The organism is Mumia flava (assembly GCF_002797495.1).
Lineage (GTDB): Bacteria > Actinomycetota > Actinomycetes > Propionibacteriales > Nocardioidaceae > Mumia > Mumia flava.
In genome coordinates, this window is record NZ_PGEZ01000001.1 from 2,950,210 (window position 1) to 2,967,280 (window position 17,071).

The following is a 17,071-nucleotide window of genomic DNA, read 5'->3' on the forward strand; positions in this document are numbered from 1 at the left end:
ACCCCCAACGTCACGAGGTCCGCACATCATGAAGACCGCACTCCGCCTGCTCGCGGCGCTGACGACGGTGCTGTTCGTCGCTGCGCTGATCCCCGCCCAGGCCAACGCCGCCTGGGTCAAGCCCTGGCCGCACGACATCCGCTACGCGCCGCTGGGCGAGGACTCGTCGTTCCCCGCCGCCTACGGCAAGTCGATCCTCCAGCCGGACAAGAACCCGATGGGGGCCAACGACTGGGGCTGCGACCCCAGCAGCAAGCACCCGAACCCGGTCGTGCTCGTGCACGGCACGTGGGAGAACGCCTACGGCAACTGGAACGGCCTCAGCCCGATCCTCGAGGACCAGGGCTACTGCGTCTACGCCCTGAACTACGGCAACACCACCGGTCTGAAGTTCCTGAACGGCACGGACGACATGATCGTCAGCGCCAACCAGATCGCCCCGTTCGTCGACCGCGTGCTCGCGTCCACGGGTGCCTCGAAGGTCGACCTCATCGGGCACTCCCAGGGCGGTGCGATCGCCCGCTACTACGCGAACCTGATCGCGCCGAGCAAGGTCAACCAGGTGATCGGGCTCGCACCGTCGAACCATGCGACCACGCTGTCGGGCATCACCGAGCTCGGCAAGACGCTGCGGTTGTTCGGACTGGCGATGGATCTGCTCGAGCTGGTGAAGATGCCGGCGGCGCAGCAGCAGGCCGACAAGAGCCCCGAGCCCCAGTCGCCGTTCTACCAGCAGGTCAACGGCAACGGTGAGACCGTGCCCGGCATCAAGTACACGGTGATCGCCACCCAGTACGACGAGGTCGTGACGCCGTGGCGTCAGGCGTTCATCAACGGCGGCGGCCCGCAGGTCGACAACATCCACCTGCAGGACGTGTGCTCGATCGACAAGAGCGAGCACCTGTCCATCGCGTACTCGAAGAACGTCGCGCAGATCGTCCTGAACAAGCTCGATCCGAGCGACCAGCACCGGATCTGGTGCTTCGCGCAGGCCCCGATCTTCGGCAACACGCAGCTGGTCGGCTGATCGGACGGCGTCGGGACCCCATGCCTCCGGGGTCCCGACGCTGCTGTACGCGAGGGGTTCCGGTGGTCGAGGCGGGCGAGGCGCGAGCCCGATCGAGCCCTCGGGCCTCAGCCCGCGACGTACAGGTTGTCGCCGTAGGCCGAGCCGTACCGCTTCTCGAGGTCGGCCAGCGGCACGTCGGGCCACTCGCGCTTCGCGATCCGGGCCCGCGGGGGGAGCGCGTCGGGCTCCCAGGTCTCGGGCTCCCACAGCTTGGAGCGCAGGAACGCCTTCGCGCAGTGGAAGAAGGTCTCCTCGACGGTGACCTCGAGGACGAGCGTCGGCCGGTGTCCCTTGACCTCCAGCGCCGGCTCGTCGACGTCGGTCAGCAGCCGGGCGGTGCCGTTGACGCGCAGCGTGTCGCCGCGGCCCGGTACGAGGAAGAGCAGTCCGACGTGCGGGTTCTGGAGCACGTTCGCGAACCCGTCGACGCGCCGGTTGCCGGGACGCTCGGGGACGAGGACGGTCTTCTCGTCGACCACGTGGGCCATCCCGACGGGGTCGCCCTTCGGGGACACGTCGCAGCGGCCGTCGGCGTCTGAGGTCGCGACCAGGCAGAACGGCGAGCGGGCGATCCACGCGGTCTGGTCGGGGCTCAGCGTCTCGCGGACCTTGTCGCGGACCATCGGCGTCGGCTCCCCGACGAGCGTGCGCAGCTCGTCGATGCTGGTGATCTCGGTGGGCATGCGGCGTCTCCTTCGTCGACCGCCACGCTAACGGGTGGGACCTGAGCCGCCGCTCGCCGGTCACCGGTCCGGCGGCGGGCCATCGCGCTACGTCCGCCTGCGCGCCGTCTCTGGTCCGTCGAGGGCCGCCTGGAGGCGCGGCAGGACCGACGTCAGCGATGCGCCGGAGCGCATCACGACCACCGTCGTCCCGTCGCCGTCGCTGCCCGCGACGGCGGAGTCGAGGAAGATCCGGCGGACCTCGGCCATCGCGACGTCGAAGGCGGTCTCCGCGCTGCGGTCGTCGCCGGTGCCCTGGAGCCAGGTGCGCAGCACGTGGTTGTGCGCGGTGACCACGGCATCGGCCATCAGCTCCGCGCGCAGCGGCGCCAGCGGGTCGTCGCCGATCCAGGTGTCGATGAAGCGGCGGAACGTGCGGCGGTACTGCGCGGTGGTCGCGATCTCGCGGGCCCGCAGGGCCGGGACCGTGCTCGTCAGCCGGTAGCGGCGGCGTGCCAACTCACCCTCGTCCAGGTAGCGCCGCAGGGGCAGCCGGGCGGCCTCGGTCACCGCGAGGAACGACGCGCCGTCGCTGGCCGCGCGCAGCCGTGCCTCGATCTCGGCGAGGACGCTCGCGTGGTCGGGGAAGATCACGTCCTCCTTCGACGCGAACGCGCGGAAGAAGGTGGTCCGGCCGACACCCGCGCGTGCGGCGATCGCGTCGACCGTGGTCGCGTCGTACCCCTGCTCGTCGAAGAGGTCGAACGCGGCGGCGCGCAGCCGGTCGTGGACGGAGGCAGTGGTCGGCATGGGGTCAGTGTACGGACCCTGGTACCGTTACGGCGGGACTGAGTACCGTCGGTCCTGGCGAGTCCACACCGAGACCCGCGGGTCGGCACCGAGACCCGCGAGTCCCTCACCCGAGACCCGAAGGGCGGACGTATGACAGCGATCGAGCGAGTGGGAGTGGTCGGCTGCGGCCTGATGGGCGCCGGCATCGCCGAGGTGGCGGCCCGGGCGGGCAAGGACGTGCTGGTCGTCGAGTCCGGCGACGCCGCTGCGAAGGCCGGCCGGGCCCGCTTGGAGAAGTCGCTGTCCCGCGCCGCCGACCGCGGCAAGATCGCGAGCGCGGAGGAGGTGCTCGAGCGGATCACGGTCGGCACCGACCTGGAGGCGCTGGCGGACCGTGAGCTGGTCGTCGAGGCGATCGTCGAGGACGAGGCCGCGAAGACCGAGCTGTTCCGTGCGCTCGACCGGATCGTCACGTCCCCGGACGCGATCCTGGCGTCGAACACGTCGTCCATCCCGATCATGAAGCTCGCGACCGTCACCGAGCGCCCGACGCACGTGATGGGGATCCACTTCTTCAACCCGGTGCCGGTCCTCTCCCTGGTCGAGCTCGTGCCGAGTCTGCTGACCGCGACCGAGACGACCGAGCTCGCCCGTGCGTTCGTGCACGAGGACCTCGGCAAGCACGCGATCGACAGCCAGGACCGTGCCGGGTTCGTCGTCAACGCGCTGCTGATCCCGTTCGTGCTGTCGGCCATCCGGATGCTCGAGTCGGGCTTCGCCACCGCCGAGGACATCGACGAGGGGCTCGTGCGCGGCGCCGCCCACCCGCAGGGCCCGCTGGCGCTCGCCGACCTGATCGGTCTCGACACCACCAAGGCGGTGGCCGAGTCGCTGTACGAGGAGTTCAAGGAGCCCCTGTACGCGCCGCCGCCGCTGCTGGCCCGGATGGTCGACGCCGGCCTGCTCGGCCGCAAGACCGGCCGCGGCTTCTACACCTACGCCTGAACCACGAAGGAACGACACGACGATGACCGACCAGCCGATGTTCGCGCTGTCCGAGGAGCACCAGGCGATCCGTGAGGCCGTCCGCGCGGTCTGCGACGCCAAGGTCGCTCCCTACGCCGCCGAGGTGGACGAGGAGGCGCGCTTCCCCCAGGAGGCGTACGACGCCCTGGTCGCCTCGGACTTCCACGCACCGCACGTCGGTGAGGAGTACGGCGGCGCGGGTGCGGACGCGCTCGCGACCGTGCTCGTGATCGAGGAGGTCGCTCGCGCCTGCGTGTCGTCCTCGCTGATCCCGGCGGTCAACAAGCTGGGCAGCCTCCCGGTGATCCTGTCGGGCAGCGAGGATCTGAAGAAGACGTACCTGACCCCGCTCGCCGCGGGCACCGCGATGTTCTCGTACTGCCTGTCGGAGCCGGACGCCGGGAGCGATGCCGCCGGGATGAAGACCCGCGCGGTCCGCGACGGCGACGGCTGGGTGCTCAACGGCGTGAAGCGCTGGATCACCAACGCCGGCGAGTCCGACTTCTACACCGTGATGGCCGTGACCGACCCCGAGAAGCGCTCGAAGGGCATCAGCGCGTTCGTGGTGGAGAAGTCCGACGAGGGGGTCTCGTTCGGCGCTCCGGAGAAGAAGCTCGGGATCAAGGGCTCGCCGACCCGTGAGGTCTACCTCGACGACGTGCGGATCCCGGCGGACCGGATGATCGGCGCCGAGGGCACCGGCTTCGCGACCGCGATGCGCACCCTGGACCACACCCGCGTCACGATCGCTGCCCAGGCGGTCGGCGTCGCGCAGGGCGCCCTCGACTACGCGCTCGGCTACGTGCAGGAGCGTAAGCAGTTCGGGAAGTCGATCGCGGACTTCCAGGGTCTCCAGTTCATGATCGCCGACATGGGCATGAAGGTGGAGGCCGCCCGGCAGATCACGTACGCCGCCGCCGGACGCAGCGAGCGTGGTGACGCCGACCTGACGTTCTTCGGCGCGGCCGCGAAGGCGTTCGCGTCCGACACCGCGATGCAGGTGACCACCGACGCCGTCCAGCTGCTCGGCGGCTACGGCTTCACCCGCGACTACCCGGTCGAGCGGATGATGCGCGACGCGAAGATCACCCAGATCTACGAGGGCACCAACCAGGTGCAGCGGATCGTCATGGCCCGCCAGCTGCTCGGCGGGATCCAGTCCCAGCTCTGATCCGACCCCGATTCGTCGAGTTGCGGCGCAAGATCGCGGCTGTGATCGCGCCGCAACTCGACGAATCGCGGTCGGGGTGGGTCACACGCCGTGGCGGGACGCGCGCACGGTGGCGTACGCGCGGCGGACCGCGTCACCGGAGGCGTCCGCCGGCACGCACCGCTCGTCGGCGCGGGGCCACGTCGGCAGCGTGCCGGTCAGCGCCCACGCGGCCTGGCGGGCGGCGCCGAGCGCGACGTACTCCGCGGTCGGAGGCACCCACACGTCCGTCCCGAACACCGTCGGCGCGATCGCCCGTACGGCCGGTGACCGGGCTGCGCCACCGACCAGCAGCACCCGGTCGGCGGCGCACCCGTCGGCACGCAGCGCGTCGAGGCCGTCGGCCAGTCCGCACAGCATCCCCTCGACCGCGGCGCGGGCGAGGTGGGCCGGCGTCGCGTTGTCGCGGGTCAGACCGTCGAGCGAGCCGGTGGCGTCGGGCAGGTTCGGGGTCCGCTCGCCGTCGAGGTACGGCAGCATCACGAGCCCGTCCGCGCCCGGTGGCGCCTTGAGCGCCAGGTCGCTCAGCTCGTCCACGTCCGTCCCGAGCATCCGAGCGGTCGCGTCGAGCACCCGGGCGGCGTTGAGGGTGCACACCAGCGGGAGGTAGCGGCCGGTCGCGTCGGCGAACCCGGCGATCGTCCCGGCCGGATCCGCGCTCGGCGCCTCCGCGACGGTGAAGACCGTCCCGCTGGTCCCGAGCGAGACCACCACGTCCCCGGGCTCGACCTGGAGCCCGAGCGCGGCGGCCATGTTGTCGCCGGTCCCGGCGCCGACGAGGATCCCGTCCGCGGTGCGCCCGGCCGGCTCGCCCGGGGCGAGGACGCGGGGCAGGTCGAGCACCCGGCCGTACGCGCGCTCGAGCAGGTCATCGCGGTACGCCCCGGTGGCCGGCGACCAGTACCCGGTCCCCGACGCGTCGCCGCGGTCGGTGACGACTTCGCCCTGGCCGGTCAGCCGCCAGGTCAGCCAGTCGTGGGGGAGCATCACGCGGGCGGCACGGTCGGCGAGCTCCGGCTCGTGGCGGGCGACCCAGCGCAGCTTGGTGGCCGTGATGCTGGCGACCGGAACGGTCCCGACCGCGTCGGCCCACGCCTGCGGACCGCCTGCCTCCTCGATGAGAGCCGCGGCGTCGCCGGCCGAGCGGGTGTCGTTCCACAGCAGCGCCGGCCGTACGACCTGGTCGGCGTCGTCGACCAGGACGAGGCCGTGCTGCTGGCCCGCGACCGAGAGCGCGGCGACCCCGTCGAGCAGCCCTTCCGACGCGTCGGTCAGCGCGCTCCACCAGGCCGCGGGGTCGACCTCGGTCCCACCCGGGTGGGGGACGGCCCGCTCGCGGACGACCGTGCCGTCGTCCGGGTCGCACACGACGACCTTGCAGGACTGGGTCGAGGAGTCCACGCCGGCGACGAGAGTCATGCGACCAGCATCGCCGTTCCCGCGACCTCGTGGGAAGCCTCCCGGCCGCAACCCTCCCGCTGCGGCCGGGAGAGACTCACGCCTCGATCTCGACGGCGTCCCGGCGCCGTCGGAACGCCGACGGGCTGTAGTACCGCGTCACCGTGCCGTCCCGACCCACGACGCTGCGGTAGTGCTTGAGGAAGTCCCAGAGCATCGGAGACTCCTCGGGGATGTTGTTGTGCGAGCGGTAGAGGTTGCGCGTGACCTTCACCGCCGGCACCGACGTCCCGGGCGCGTACCACGTCCAGGTCTGGAAGCGGTCCTCGAAACCGTGGCGCTCGCCGTCGAGGTCGTCGACGTCGTCGAGCGTCAGGCCGTTGACCCCGAGGTGGTACGCGGCCCAGCTGTCGAGCCGGTTGTCGATGTCGTCCCACAGGGTGCCCTCGAGGAAGCCGAGGTCGCCGTACCCGTAGATCTGGTAGTTCGGGATCGGCTGGTTCGCCGCCGGGTAGGTCTCGCCGTCCATCTGGATCTCGCCCGCGGAGTTCGGGGCGGTGGTGAAGGACGTGGACGCGACCGCGGCGAAGTACTCGGGCTTGGCGATGGCGAACGTCTGCGAGACCAGGCTCCCGAGCGACTGCCCGGTGCTGTAGAACCGGGTCGGGTCGACGTCGTAGTCGCGCGCGACGACGTCGCGCAGCTCGAGGAAGAACGCGTTCGAGTCGCGGTGGGTCACCGAGATCGCCGAGCTGTAGTCCTCGCAGACGACGACGAGCACGAAGCCCTCGTCCCGCGCGACCTGCCACCACGCCGACGAGTCGATGAACACCCGGTCGGTCTGGGTGTTGCCGGGCCAGACGAACACGACCGGGGCGTCCTCGCGGCCGTGCCGGCGCCGGGCGGAGTCGGGGACGTAGACGAGGTACTCCCGCAGCGTGCCGGCCACCTCGATCGTGCGGACCTCGATCCCGAGGTCGGCGTAGTCGGCGCGCTGGAGGACCTGGTTGCCGTAGGCGAAGAAGTTCTCGTAGCGCGTGTAGAACGTCAGGAACGCGACGACCTGGCGGGTCGTGCTCCGGTCGGCGTGGCGCATCGCCCGCGGCTGGACCGAGACCTGCGAGATCGGCCCCGAGTACGACGTCATCCAGCGCTCGGACCGGCGACGCTGGTGGTACGTCCAGCCGAGGACGCGGTCGCGTCGTGCGTGCCGGTCGGTGTCGTTCGCGCCGAGCCAGTACGCGATCGTCGCCTTCGCGCTGCGGTCGGGGTGGACGTGCCAGGTCGGCACCAGCACCTCGTCGTGCCGGATCAGGTCGAAGCCGTCGGGGAAGTCGACGGTGGTGTAGCCCGGTGCGGTGGTCCCGTCGAACGTGCGCGGCCCGATCTCGGAGAGCACGCCGGCGGCCACCCCGTCGGAGTCCAGGTAGACCTGGCTGATCACCTTGAGCGGGTTGGCGACGGCCCAGGTCTCCAGGGGCGCCGCGCCCGCGCCGTACCCGACCAGGTAGTGCTCCCCGAAGATCGAGAAGTAGCCGTTCGACTGGTAGAAGCCGATGGCGGCCTCGACGTAGGCGGACTCGTCCGCGGCGGCCTTCCAGCCGCCGTCGCCGGGCTCGAGCACGACGAGGCCCTCGCTGCGCTCGTCGGCGACGTCGCGCCACCCGCTGGCGACCAGGAACTCGCCGGTCTCCACGCCGTCGGGGACCGCGACGACCGTGTAGTACGAGCGGATCGGTGTCCCGGGCGCGATGTAGACCTTGGCCGTACGCACGGCGCCGCCGACGTCGAACGACTTCTCCCAGTAGCCGACCATCTCGTCCGGGAGCCGGTTCGGGCGGCTGTCGTCGAGCGTCGGCAGCGGGCGCCCGTCGAGTGACTGGGCCGGGCCGAGCGGCGTCGGGCGCGGCCGGTGCCGGTGGTCGCGCGGGTGCGCTGCGGCGGCACTGGGGTCCAGGGCGGCCCGGGCGACTGCGGCGCCGAGAGCGGTGGCGGCGGCGCCCCGGAGGACGTCGCGTCGAGTGGGTGTGGGCATCGTCGGCCTTCTCTCGAGAGCAGTTGGGCACCACCCCGCCAGGGCGCTGAGGTCCGCCTGGCGGTACGTGACGTCCGTCACATGGACGGTCCACTCTCACCACGCCCGCCGTCCGGCGTCAATCGGTTGCCACGGCGGTTGCCAGCGGGGCCGCGGCTCCGGTGGACTGCCTCTGGACCAGCTGCGTCGGGAGGACCCGGACCTGGCCCGCGTCGCCTCCGCGACCGGGCGCGCCGCCGAGGCGGTCGAGCAGCAGATCCACCGCGAGCCGTCCCGCCTCCGCCCCGGGACCGCCGAGCGTCGTCAGCGACGGGCCGACGAGCGCCGCCGCGAAGACGTCGTCGAACCCGATCACGCTCACGTCGGCCGGGACCCGCACGCCGCGCGCGGCCAGCCGCTGCATCACCCCGATCGCGAGCAGGTCGTTGTGCGCCACGATCGCGGTCGTGGGCGACTCCAGGGCGGTGTCGGCCGCGTCGCGCCCGCTCGCGACGGTCGGCGTGTACGGGCCGACGCGCCGCGCGAGCAGGCCGTACGTCTCGGCACCCTCCCGCAGCGCCGCCCACCGCTTCGCGCCCATCCACGACCCCACCGGTCCGGCGCAGTAGGTGAACGACGCGTGCCCCAACGCCGCGAGGTGCTCGAGGATCCGACGGCAGCCGGAGCGGGTGTCGAGCGTGACGCTGTCGAGTCCCGGGAGCTGACGATCCAGCAGGACGGTCGGACGCAGCGCCGCCACCGCCCGGAGCCGGTCATCGGTGAGCCGGCTCGCAGCGAGCACGAAGCCGTCGACGGTGCGGGCGAGCGCATCGATCTGCTCGTGCTCGACCTGCGCCGACTCCTCGGCGTTCACGAGGACCAGGGTCGTGCTCGCGGCGCGAGCGCGCTGCTCGGCCCCGCGGATGGTCTCGAAGAAGCGCGGGTTCGTGATGTCGGACAGCACCATGGCGACCGTCGCGTGCCGGGCGCGTGGACGGCGTGCGCTCGGCGCGGGGGCGTAGCCGAGCTCGTCGGCCGCGGCGAGGACCTTCGCCCGGGTCGCCTCGCTGATCCGCCCCGGCACGTGCAGTGCCCGCGACACCGTGGAGGCCGCGACGCCGGCACGGGCGGCGACGTCGTAGATCGTCGGCGGCTTCACGCGGACATTCACACACACCGCGACGACCGGCGGCAACCGTCCGCTACCGCGGCAGGCCGTCGTCCGTGCAGAGCTTCTTGCCGATCTCGTCGGTCCGGTCCTCGGCGATCAGGCCGAACATCCGCTCGGCCCGGTCGCTGTCCCAGTGCACGGCGGTGTCGGCGATCGGGACCGTGCAGCTCAGCCCGGAGCCGCCGAAGGTGGCGGCGAGGTTCCAGGCGAAGCGGACCGCCGAGAACAGCCCCATGTCATCGCTCACGGTCACCGACGTCGCCGCGCCGTCGAGCACCTGGAAGTAGCGGACCGGGTTGAGCACCGTCATCGGCGACTTGATCTCGTCGGCGATCGCGCCGATCACCTCGCGCTGCGCCTGCACCCGCTGGAGATCCTGGGAGTCGTAGCTGTGCCGGGAGCGGGCGTACCCGAGGGCCGTGGCACCGTCGACGTCCTGGCACCCCTTCTCGATGTCGAGGCCGGCGTCCGGGTCGTCGATCGCCTGCTTCGGGCAGATCTCCACCCCGCCGACCGCGTCGACGAGGTTGACGAAGCCGGCGAACCCGATCTCGACGTAGTCGTCGATCCGCACCCCGGTCGCGTCCTCGATGGTCTGGACGAGCAGCTTCGGCCCGCCGTACGCGTAGGCGGCGTTGATCTTCGTCGTGCCGTATCCCGGCACCGGGACGAGCGAGTCGCGCGGGATCGAGATGAGCGTCGCGGGGCCGGACCCGATGTGCAGCATCATGATCGTGTCGGTGCGCTGGCCCTCGGCGTCGCCGGTCTTCAGCTGCTTGCGCTGCTGCTTCGTCAGCCCTTCGCGGCTGTCCGACCCGACCATCAGGTACGTCGTGCCGGGCTGCTCGCCCGGTCGGTCGCCCTCGGGATCCGCGTCGACGCGGTTGACCTTGCTCCACGCCCAGAACGGGATCGCGACCAGGAAGACCAGCCAGGCGGCGATCACGATCGGGATCACCCGGCGCCACCGGATCCGTACGCGGCGCCGCCCCGAGCCCGATCCGCCCGAGCGGCCCGGCTGCGGTCCCGGGGGCGGGGTGCCCGGGGGAGGCGTCGGGCGCTGCTGGGGTGCGTCCGGCCGCTGCTGCACGCGGGTGGCGTCGTCGGCCGGGCCCGAGATCCGGGTCGCGTCGTCCTGACCCGGACCGTACAGCCAGCCGTAGTCGCTCTCGGAGCCGTTCGGGCGGGATGGGCGATCGGGCATGCGCCCGACGGTACCGGACCGAGGGCACCCCCGGGCCGAGGCGGGACCCGCCCGTACGCCCGCCTGCGGCGGCTCGCTCGGCGCGTCGCACCGTCGGGCGCCTCGGCGACGGTGATACTGACGGACGAAACCGTCGATGCGGACATAGCCGTCCCGGCCCTCGAGGAGCCCATGACCGAGGTCGTCTCCCCAGCGCGCGGCGCCCGAGCCGAGGCGGACCCGTCGAGGGTCCGGTTCCGCAGGGCGCTGTCGTTGATGGTGATGACGCTCCTGGTCCCCGGCTCCGCCCAGCTGATCGCCGGCCACCGCCGCGTCGGCCGGATCGCGCTGCGCATCTGGGGCGGCCTGTGGATCGCGGCGGGGCTGCTCGCGCTGCTGTGGTGGCTGGACCGGTCGATCGTGCTCGGGATCTTCACCTCGCCCACGGTGCTCGGCGTCCTGCGGATCGGCCTGGTCGTGCTGGCGCTCGGCTGGGTCGCGCTCTTCGCGGACGCCTGGCGCCTCGGCGCACCGCTCGAGCTCACGCGCCGCGACCGGCTGACGATGAGCGGGATCAGCGCGGCGCTGTGCTTCGTCACGGCGGGCAGCCTCTTCGTCGCCGCGCACCTGATGGCGGTGCAGCGGGACTTCATCACGACGGTGTTCGGCTCGACCGTGGTCCGCGAGGCCGACGAGGGACGCTACAACGTGCTCCTGCTCGGCGGGGACTCCGGCGACGGACGCTGGGGTCTTCGGCCGGACTCGATGACGGTCGCCAGCGTCGAGGCCAACACCGGCGACGTGGTCCTGGTCGGCCTCCCGCGCAACCTCGCGAACGTCCCGTTCCCCGAGGACAGCCCGATGCACGAGCACTTCCCCGACGGCTTCGACTGCGACGGCTGCTACCTGAACAGCATCAACACCTGGGTCGCCGACAACGCCGAGGAGTTCGACGGCATCAAGCAGCCAGGGCTCGAGGCCACCCGCGAGACGATCGAGGAGATCACCGGCCTCCCGGTGACGTACTACGCGATGGTCAACATGCGGGGGCTGTCGAAGCTCGTCGACGCGGTGGGCGGCGTGAAGGTCAAGGTCCGCGAGCCCGTGGCGATCGGCGGCATCGGGTCGCCGATCACGGGCTACATCCCCAAGGGCAAGCAGCGTCTCGACGGCCGCGAGGCCCTCTGGTACGCCCGCAGCCGGGTCGAGAACTCCGACTACTCCCGGATGGCGCGGCAGAAGTGCCTGATGAACGCGATGCTCCAACAGCTCGACCCGCAGACCGTGCTGCTCAAGGCGACCGCGATCGCGGACTCCAGCAAGCGGATGCTCCGCACGGACATCCCGGCGGCCGACCTCGACCGGTTCGTCGACCTCGCCCTGCGGGCGCGGGATGCGAACGTCTCCGTCGTCTCGCTCGTCCCACCCGCGGTCAACACCAGCGATCCCGACTTCGACGAGATCCGCTCGATGGTCGAGACGGCGATCGAGCGGTCCGAGAACGGCGCCGCCGAGGCCGACGCCGCGACCGCCGAGGCGGAGAAGAAGGCGAAGAAGGGCGGCGCCGGCGCGAGCGATGCGGGAACGTCCGAGGAGACCAGCGAGGAGACCACCCGCGAGGACCGGGTCAACGCCGCCGACGACCTCGGTGCCTCCTGCTGACGCCGGTGCCTCCTGCTGACGCCGCGCGTGCCGGTCAGAGCGTCCGGGTCACGCGTTCGGTCGTACGCAGCGCCTCGATCCGCTCCGGGTCGGGCTCCGCGTCGACGCAGCGGACGAGCACGAGCGAGCCGTCCGCCGCGAGCGCGGCGGGCAGGGCCTCGAGCAGCGGGGCCGCGTCCTCGCCCACGATCAGGAGGCGCTCCCCGGAATCGAACGCCCCCTCGGCGCTCGCGGTGAGCTCCGCATGGGACCGGTCGCCGTCGTCACGGCGGACGGCCCGGGCGTACCCGGCCGGCGGGTAGTACGGCGTGAAGCGGTCGCCGTGGGCGCCCACCTCGGCGTTGTAGTCCATCACGCCGGGCGGCAGCGGGGTCACGAAGCGAGCCGCCATCGGGCGCAGCGAGAGGGCGACGACCTCGTCGGCCCCGCCGGCGGCGTCGAGACCGTCGGGTCCGACCACGTGGACGTCCGCGTCGCCGTCGAGGGTCACGGTGGCGCCGGCCGTCCAGGTCGCGAGCACCCACACGGCGGTCTGCCAGTGCAGCGGCAGGTCGATCCGGACGACGGTGGAGTCGTCGCTGCCGAGCGTGTCCTGGAGCAGGTTCGCGGTCTTCGCGACCCAGTTCGCGGTGGTCGTGAGGCTCAGCTCGATCCGCTCGCCGGAGTCGAGGTCGTAGAACGTGACGAACGGCCGCTCCGGCTGGGTGGCCAGGGCGCGGGCGAGCAGGACGGGGATGGTCACGCGTCCACCCTAGGGTGCGGGCGGCGGCCCGTCGCCGGCCAGGACGACCTCGATCGCCCAGCGGTGTGCGATCGCGGCGATCCGCAGGCGCTCCGCGACCCGCCCGGCCTCGGCCCACGCTCTCGGGTCGTCGGCCCTGCGGACGCGGACCACCACCCGACGGGCGTCGTACGGCGCGTCGTCCGCGCCGCCGCTCCCGGGGGCGAGCGCACCCGCGTCCACCGTGACCAGGTCGGCGTCGCCGCCGGCCAGCGCGACCACGCGGGCGGCCCCGTCCGGCTCCGGAGCGCCGAACCCGTCGCCCGCCCCCGTCAGCGCCGCCTCCACCGCGTCGCGCGCGCCCCAGCCGAACAGGTCCTCGTCGTCCGGTCGGACCAGGTCGTACGCCCGCGTCGCCGACCCGATCCAGCGGGGGTCCAGCCCGCGGACGACGACGAACGGGACGCCGCCGGTCTTCCCCGCGACCAGGTCGGCGGCGCCCGCGACCTCGTCGGCGACCGCGGCCGCCGTGACCTGCAGCGCGTTGCCGTACGGGTCGGTGCTGCCGGCGAGGTCGTCGAGCACCGTGAGTCCCGCGGCACCGATGGCGATGTCGGTCTGCCCGCGCCTCCACGCGCGGCCGGCGGTGTCGGTGACCACGACCGCGAGGGCGCGGCCGGTGCGCTCGACGAGGCGGTCGCGCAGCCGCGCCGCCTCGGCGTCGGGGTCGTCGGGCAGCACGAGCGCGGTGCCGGGTTCGGTGTTGCTGGCGTCCACCCCGGCGGCCGCCATGGTGAGACCCGCGCGCGTCCGTACGATCCGGGTCGGCCCGCGCCGAGCGACCACCCGGACGGTCTCGGCGTCGACCAGCGACTCGCGGGCCGCGCGCGAGACCAGCCCGAGGGCCTTGCTCACCACCTTGCTCGTCACCGCGACGACGTCACCGTCGCGCAGCTCGACTCCGGTCGCCAGCAGGAGGTCGACCAGGTCGTCGCCGGCCCGGACCTCGCCGACGCCGTCGACGCCGAGGACCTCGAACCTCACGCGCGCGCCTCCTCCGCGAGCGCGAGGGTGTCGCGCACGAGCTGGGCGGTCGTCTCCTCGTCGGACATGTAGAGCGGGACCGCGCGGGTCCGAAGACCGGCGTCCTCGAGCACGTCGAGCTGGTCGGCGTCGGACGTGTCGACCAGCCAGCCGTCGAGCAGACCGCCGGTCGCCCGCGCGCCGTACCGCGTCCCGACCCCGCCGGCGCTGACCTCGACGCCGAGGCCGTCCAGCAGCTGGTCGGCCATCCCACGGACAGCGCCGCCGCCGATGATCGGTGAGACACCGACGACCGGAGCCGTCGTCGTCCGCAACGCCTCACCGATCCCGGGGACGGCGACGATCGGCCCGATCGAGACCACCGGGTTCGACGGGGGGAGGACGACCACGTCGGCCTCCGCGATCGCCTCGACCACGCCGGCGGCGGGCCGGGCGGACTCGATCCCGACCATCACGACGTCGCGGGCGGGCACGCTCGCGCGCAGCCGGACCCAGTACTCCTGGAAGTGGATCGCGCGCCGGCCCGACGGCGACTCCTCGTCGTCGACCACCACGTGCGACTCGACCCGGTCGTCGCTCATCGGGAGCAGCCGGACGCCGGGCTGCCAGCGCACGCAGAGGGCGCGGGTCACGTCGGTCAGCGAGTAGCCGGCCGACAGCATCTGCGTCCGCACCAGGTGGGTCGCCACGTCGCGGTCGCCGAGCCCGAACCACGTGGGCTCCGCCCCGTACGCCGCGAGCTCGTCCTTCACGGCCCAGGTCTCCTCCGCGCGGCCCCACCGGCGCTCGGGGTCGATGCCCCCGCCGAGGGTGTACATCAGCGTGTCGAGGTCGGGACAGACCTTCAGTCCGTGGAGCCAGATGTCGTCGGCGGTGTTGCCGATGACGGTGATCTCGGTCTCGTCGTCGACGCATCCCAGCAGGCCCTGGGTGAACGTCGCGCCTCCGATCCCTCCGGACAGCACGGTGATCCTCATGGCTCCATTGTCGGACCCCCTCGGGTGCCGTGGTGTGCACCGGGGGTTGGCAGGAACCACACGATGCGTAGTGTGGGCGAGTCCGCACGGGTGTCGGCGACCCCCGCCACCCCCGTGAACTCGTGTCGGACGCGACCGGTGTCGTGTCGCACGCCCGAGGAGGGTCCGTGACCGAATTCATCCACAAGCACCGCGACGCGCTGGCGTTCGGTCTGCTCGCGGTCGTCGCAGCCAGCCTGCTGGCGTCGTTCCTGCGGATCGTCGACGGCGGCTACAACGGCGGGGTCGGGATCGCCGAGATCCTCGTCACCGGACTCGCCGTGCTGACCGCGCTGCGGGTCGGCGAGCCCGGGCGGCACGCACGCACGGTCGTGATCGTCGCGCTGGCCCTGCTGTCGGTGAGCGCGCTGCTCGGCTTCGTCGGCCTCGTCGTGGGCCTCGCCTCCGGCGTCTACGCCCCGTTCACCTTCGTGCTGGGCGTGCTGGCGCGTCTCGGGCTGACGGCGATCGCCCTGCTGATCGGGGTCGCCGCGCTGCGCGAGGCCCCGGCCCCGGCCGGACGGCAGAACGCGTGGTCGTCGACCGAGGCGCAGCCGGCGGCGTGGCAGCCGGCGCCGCAGGCCGAGGGGCAGCCCGCCGCGGACTGGTCGAACGCCTACGGGAACCAGGCAGCCTGGGCCCCCGCGGCCGGGCAGGCCTGGGCGCAGCCCGCGGCGGCGGCCCAGGAGACTCCGAGCGAGGAGACCGCCCAGTGGTCCGCCCAGCCTGCAGCCGAGGCCGTGGAGCAGCCGCGCGCGGCCGGTGCGGACGTGACCTTCGACCCGCCGGCCCGGCCCGCTGACGCGCCCGAGCAGCCGCAGTACGCCCAACCGACCTCGTACGAGTCGTCGTACGGGCAGCAGCCGTCGTACGGACAGCCGTCGGGGTACGACCAGCAGTCGGGCTACGACCCGTCGGCGTACGGGCAGCAGCCGGCCTACGGTCAGCAGACCTACGACCCGGCCGCCTACGGCCAGCCGTCGACGTACGACCCGGCCGCCTACGGCCAGCAGTCGACGTACGACCCGTCCGCGTACGGGCAGCAGTCCGCCTACGGCCAGCAGCCGGCGTACGACCCCGCGGCGTACGGGCAGCAGTCCGGCTACGGCGAGCAGTCGACGTACGACCCGTCCGCGTACGGGCAGCAGTCGGCGTACGACCCCGCGGCGTACGGGCAGCAGAGCTCGGATCCGGCGTCGGGCGGCTGGTCCTCCTCGACGACGAGCGCAGCCGACGACGGCTCGGGCGCGGAGTCGAGCGGGTGGGCCCGCTCGGCCGCCGACGACCACCAGCCGACCGCGTACGGGCAGTGGACCTACGACCGCCAGGCCGTGTCGTGGTCGAGCGACGACGCGCGCGGGTCGGACTACGGCCGGTCGACCGAGTACGGTCGCAGCGCCGACGCGACGACGCCCGCGTCCGACCCGTGGAACCCGCGCGAGCAGTCGGCCGAGGAATCGGCCTCGGGCTCCGACGACGGGCGTCCGGGCACGCGCGGCAGCGACCAGGATCCGCCGTCCTGGTGGTCTCCGGACCGCTGATCGGAGCCCGTCCGCACCCGCGAGGCGGTCCGCACCACAGGAGGTGCGGACCGCCTTCTAACACCTTTCGACTTGACGAGCGGGTATTGACAGGCTTGTAATTTCATACGTGTCGTCCTTTCGGGCGGCCCGGCACTCTCGATCCGACGTCGCCAGACCCGGATCGAGGCCCACGAGGGGTGTGGGTCGGGTGCCGGCGTCAGCGGACGGCGCACCACACGGGGATTCACGAGGGGTCGAGGAGGCGAGACTGATGGACACGGAGATGTTCCATGCAGACGCCGAGGAGATGGGTTGGCAGGATCGCGCCCTGTGCGCGCAGACCGATCCGGAGGCGTTCTTCCCGGAGAAGGGCGGCTCCACACGCGAGGCGAAGCGGGTCTGCCTGACCTGCGAGGTGCGCGACGAGTGCCTGGAGTACGCGCTCGCGCACGACGAGCGGTTCGGGATCTGGGGCGGCCTGTCCGAGCGTGAGAGGCGCAAGGTCAAGAAGCGCGCCGTGTAGCTCCGACGGCCCGCGAGGCCGAGCCCGACCGGGCCGCGAGGTCCCGACGGTCGGTCG

The 17,071-nt window shown here is 72.6% G+C and carries 15 protein-coding genes; 6 read left to right on the forward strand and 9 right to left on the reverse strand.

Translation table 11 applies throughout. The annotated features are described in order from the left end of the window. Positions 1-28: 28 nt before the first annotated feature. A complete protein-coding gene (locus tag CLV56_RS13710; protein WP_100414968.1) occupies positions 29-1,027 on the forward strand; it encodes an esterase/lipase family protein in 999 nt (332 codons plus the stop codon). Between the two features lie 107 nt (positions 1,028-1,134). On the opposite strand, the gene CLV56_RS13715 is transcribed toward CLV56_RS13710, so the two are convergent. Both CLV56_RS13715 and CLV56_RS13720 read right to left on the reverse strand, forming a co-directional pair. Continuing rightward, positions 1,135-1,752, reverse strand: coding sequence for an MSMEG_1061 family FMN-dependent PPOX-type flavoprotein (locus tag CLV56_RS13715; protein ID WP_039346991.1), 618 nt, complete (start codon positions 1,750-1,752; stop codon positions 1,135-1,137). A gap of 87 nt (positions 1,753-1,839) precedes the next feature. Next, the gene (locus tag CLV56_RS13720) at positions 1,840-2,541 is read right to left on the reverse strand and encodes a TetR/AcrR family transcriptional regulator (RefSeq protein ID WP_039346993.1); all 702 of its coding nucleotides are present in this window, start codon (positions 2,539-2,541) and stop codon (positions 1,840-1,842) included. Between the two features lie 141 nt (positions 2,542-2,682). Between CLV56_RS13720 and CLV56_RS13725 the strand changes: the two genes are divergently transcribed. Further along, on the forward strand, positions 2,683-3,528 hold the full coding sequence (locus CLV56_RS13725) for a 3-hydroxybutyryl-CoA dehydrogenase (RefSeq protein WP_281254247.1): 846 nt from the start codon (positions 2,683-2,685) through the stop codon (positions 3,526-3,528). A 22-nt stretch (positions 3,529-3,550) separates the two neighbouring features. Continuing rightward, positions 3,551-4,720, forward strand: coding sequence for an acyl-CoA dehydrogenase family protein (locus CLV56_RS13730; protein ID WP_039346998.1), 1,170 nt, complete (start codon positions 3,551-3,553; stop codon positions 4,718-4,720). Between the two features lie 81 nt (positions 4,721-4,801). Here CLV56_RS13730 and xylB read toward each other — a convergent pair whose 3' ends face one another. The 4 genes from xylB to CLV56_RS13750 form a co-directional block, all read right to left on the reverse strand. Beyond that, positions 4,802-6,178: a xylulokinase gene (gene xylB / locus CLV56_RS13735; protein ID WP_039347001.1), complete on the reverse strand. Its 1,377-nt coding sequence runs from the start codon at positions 6,176-6,178 to the stop codon at positions 4,802-4,804. A 76-nt stretch (positions 6,179-6,254) separates the two neighbouring features. Then, positions 6,255-8,192: an alpha/beta hydrolase family protein gene (locus tag CLV56_RS13740; protein WP_039347004.1), complete on the reverse strand. Its 1,938-nt coding sequence runs from the start codon at positions 8,190-8,192 to the stop codon at positions 6,255-6,257. A 118-nt stretch (positions 8,193-8,310) separates the two neighbouring features. Next, entirely contained in the window at positions 8,311-9,330 is a 1,020-nt protein-coding gene (locus tag CLV56_RS13745) for a LacI family DNA-binding transcriptional regulator (protein WP_039347084.1), read from the reverse strand. Between the two features lie 43 nt (positions 9,331-9,373). After that, entirely contained in the window at positions 9,374-10,546 is a 1,173-nt protein-coding gene (locus CLV56_RS13750; RefSeq protein WP_039347005.1) for an LCP family protein, read from the reverse strand. 171 nt (positions 10,547-10,717) lie between these two features. On the opposite strand from CLV56_RS13750, the gene CLV56_RS13755 reads away from it, so the two are divergent. Next, positions 10,718-12,187: an LCP family protein gene (locus CLV56_RS13755; RefSeq protein ID WP_100414969.1), complete on the forward strand. Its 1,470-nt coding sequence runs from the start codon at positions 10,718-10,720 to the stop codon at positions 12,185-12,187. 34 nt (positions 12,188-12,221) lie between these two features. On the opposite strand, the gene CLV56_RS13760 is transcribed toward CLV56_RS13755, so the two are convergent. Genes CLV56_RS13760 through cofD form a run of 3 tightly spaced genes read right to left on the reverse strand, consistent with a single transcriptional unit; the run spans position 12,222 to position 14,929 of the window. Next, positions 12,222-12,929 (reverse strand): TIGR03089 family protein, encoded by a 708-nt coding sequence (locus tag CLV56_RS13760; protein WP_039347008.1) that lies wholly within the window; start codon positions 12,927-12,929, stop codon positions 12,222-12,224. A gap of 9 nt (positions 12,930-12,938) precedes the next feature. After that, on the reverse strand, positions 12,939-13,952 hold the full coding sequence (gene cofE, locus CLV56_RS13765) for a coenzyme F420-0:L-glutamate ligase (protein ID WP_039347009.1): 1,014 nt from the start codon (positions 13,950-13,952) through the stop codon (positions 12,939-12,941). Beyond that, positions 13,949-14,929: a 2-phospho-L-lactate transferase gene (gene cofD, locus CLV56_RS13770; RefSeq protein ID WP_039347011.1), complete on the reverse strand. Its 981-nt coding sequence runs from the start codon at positions 14,927-14,929 to the stop codon at positions 13,949-13,951. The genes cofE and cofD overlap by 4 nt, the downstream gene beginning before the upstream one ends. Before the next feature lie 167 nt (positions 14,930-15,096). Between cofD and CLV56_RS13775 the strand changes: the two genes are divergently transcribed. Next, complete coding sequence (locus CLV56_RS13775; RefSeq protein WP_039347013.1) at positions 15,097-16,509, forward strand: hypothetical protein; 1,413 nt, start codon at positions 15,097-15,099, stop codon at positions 16,507-16,509. A gap of 253 nt (positions 16,510-16,762) precedes the next feature. Then, a complete protein-coding gene (locus tag CLV56_RS13780) occupies positions 16,763-17,014 on the forward strand; it encodes a WhiB family transcriptional regulator (protein ID WP_170224796.1) in 252 nt (83 codons plus the stop codon). The last annotated feature ends 57 nt before the right edge of the window (positions 17,015-17,071 follow it).

Excerpts from the sequence above, each read along its gene's own strand:
- CLV56_RS13710 (WP_100414968.1), top strand. The coding sequence starts at position 29 with ATGAAGACCGCACTCCGCCTGCTCGCGGCGCTGACGACGGTGCTGTTC.
- CLV56_RS13715 (WP_039346991.1), bottom strand. The coding sequence starts at position 1,752 with ATGCCCACCGAGATCACCAGCATCGACGAGCTGCGCACGCTCGTCGGG.
- CLV56_RS13720 (WP_039346993.1), bottom strand. The coding sequence starts at position 2,541 with ATGCCGACCACTGCCTCCGTCCACGACCGGCTGCGCGCCGCCGCGTTC.
- CLV56_RS13730 (WP_039346998.1), top strand. The coding sequence starts at position 3,551 with ATGACCGACCAGCCGATGTTCGCGCTGTCCGAGGAGCACCAGGCGATC.
- xylB (WP_039347001.1), bottom strand. The coding sequence starts at position 6,178 with ATGACTCTCGTCGCCGGCGTGGACTCCTCGACCCAGTCCTGCAAGGTC.
- CLV56_RS13740 (WP_039347004.1), bottom strand. The coding sequence starts at position 8,192 with ATGCCCACACCCACTCGACGCGACGTCCTCCGGGGCGCCGCCGCCACC.
- CLV56_RS13750 (WP_039347005.1), bottom strand. The coding sequence starts at position 10,546 with ATGCCCGATCGCCCATCCCGCCCGAACGGCTCCGAGAGCGACTACGGC.
- CLV56_RS13755 (WP_100414969.1), top strand. The coding sequence starts at position 10,718 with ATGACCGAGGTCGTCTCCCCAGCGCGCGGCGCCCGAGCCGAGGCGGAC.
- cofD (WP_039347011.1), bottom strand. The coding sequence starts at position 14,929 with ATGAGGATCACCGTGCTGTCCGGAGGGATCGGAGGCGCGACGTTCACC.
- CLV56_RS13780 (WP_170224796.1), top strand. The coding sequence starts at position 16,763 with ATGGACACGGAGATGTTCCATGCAGACGCCGAGGAGATGGGTTGGCAG.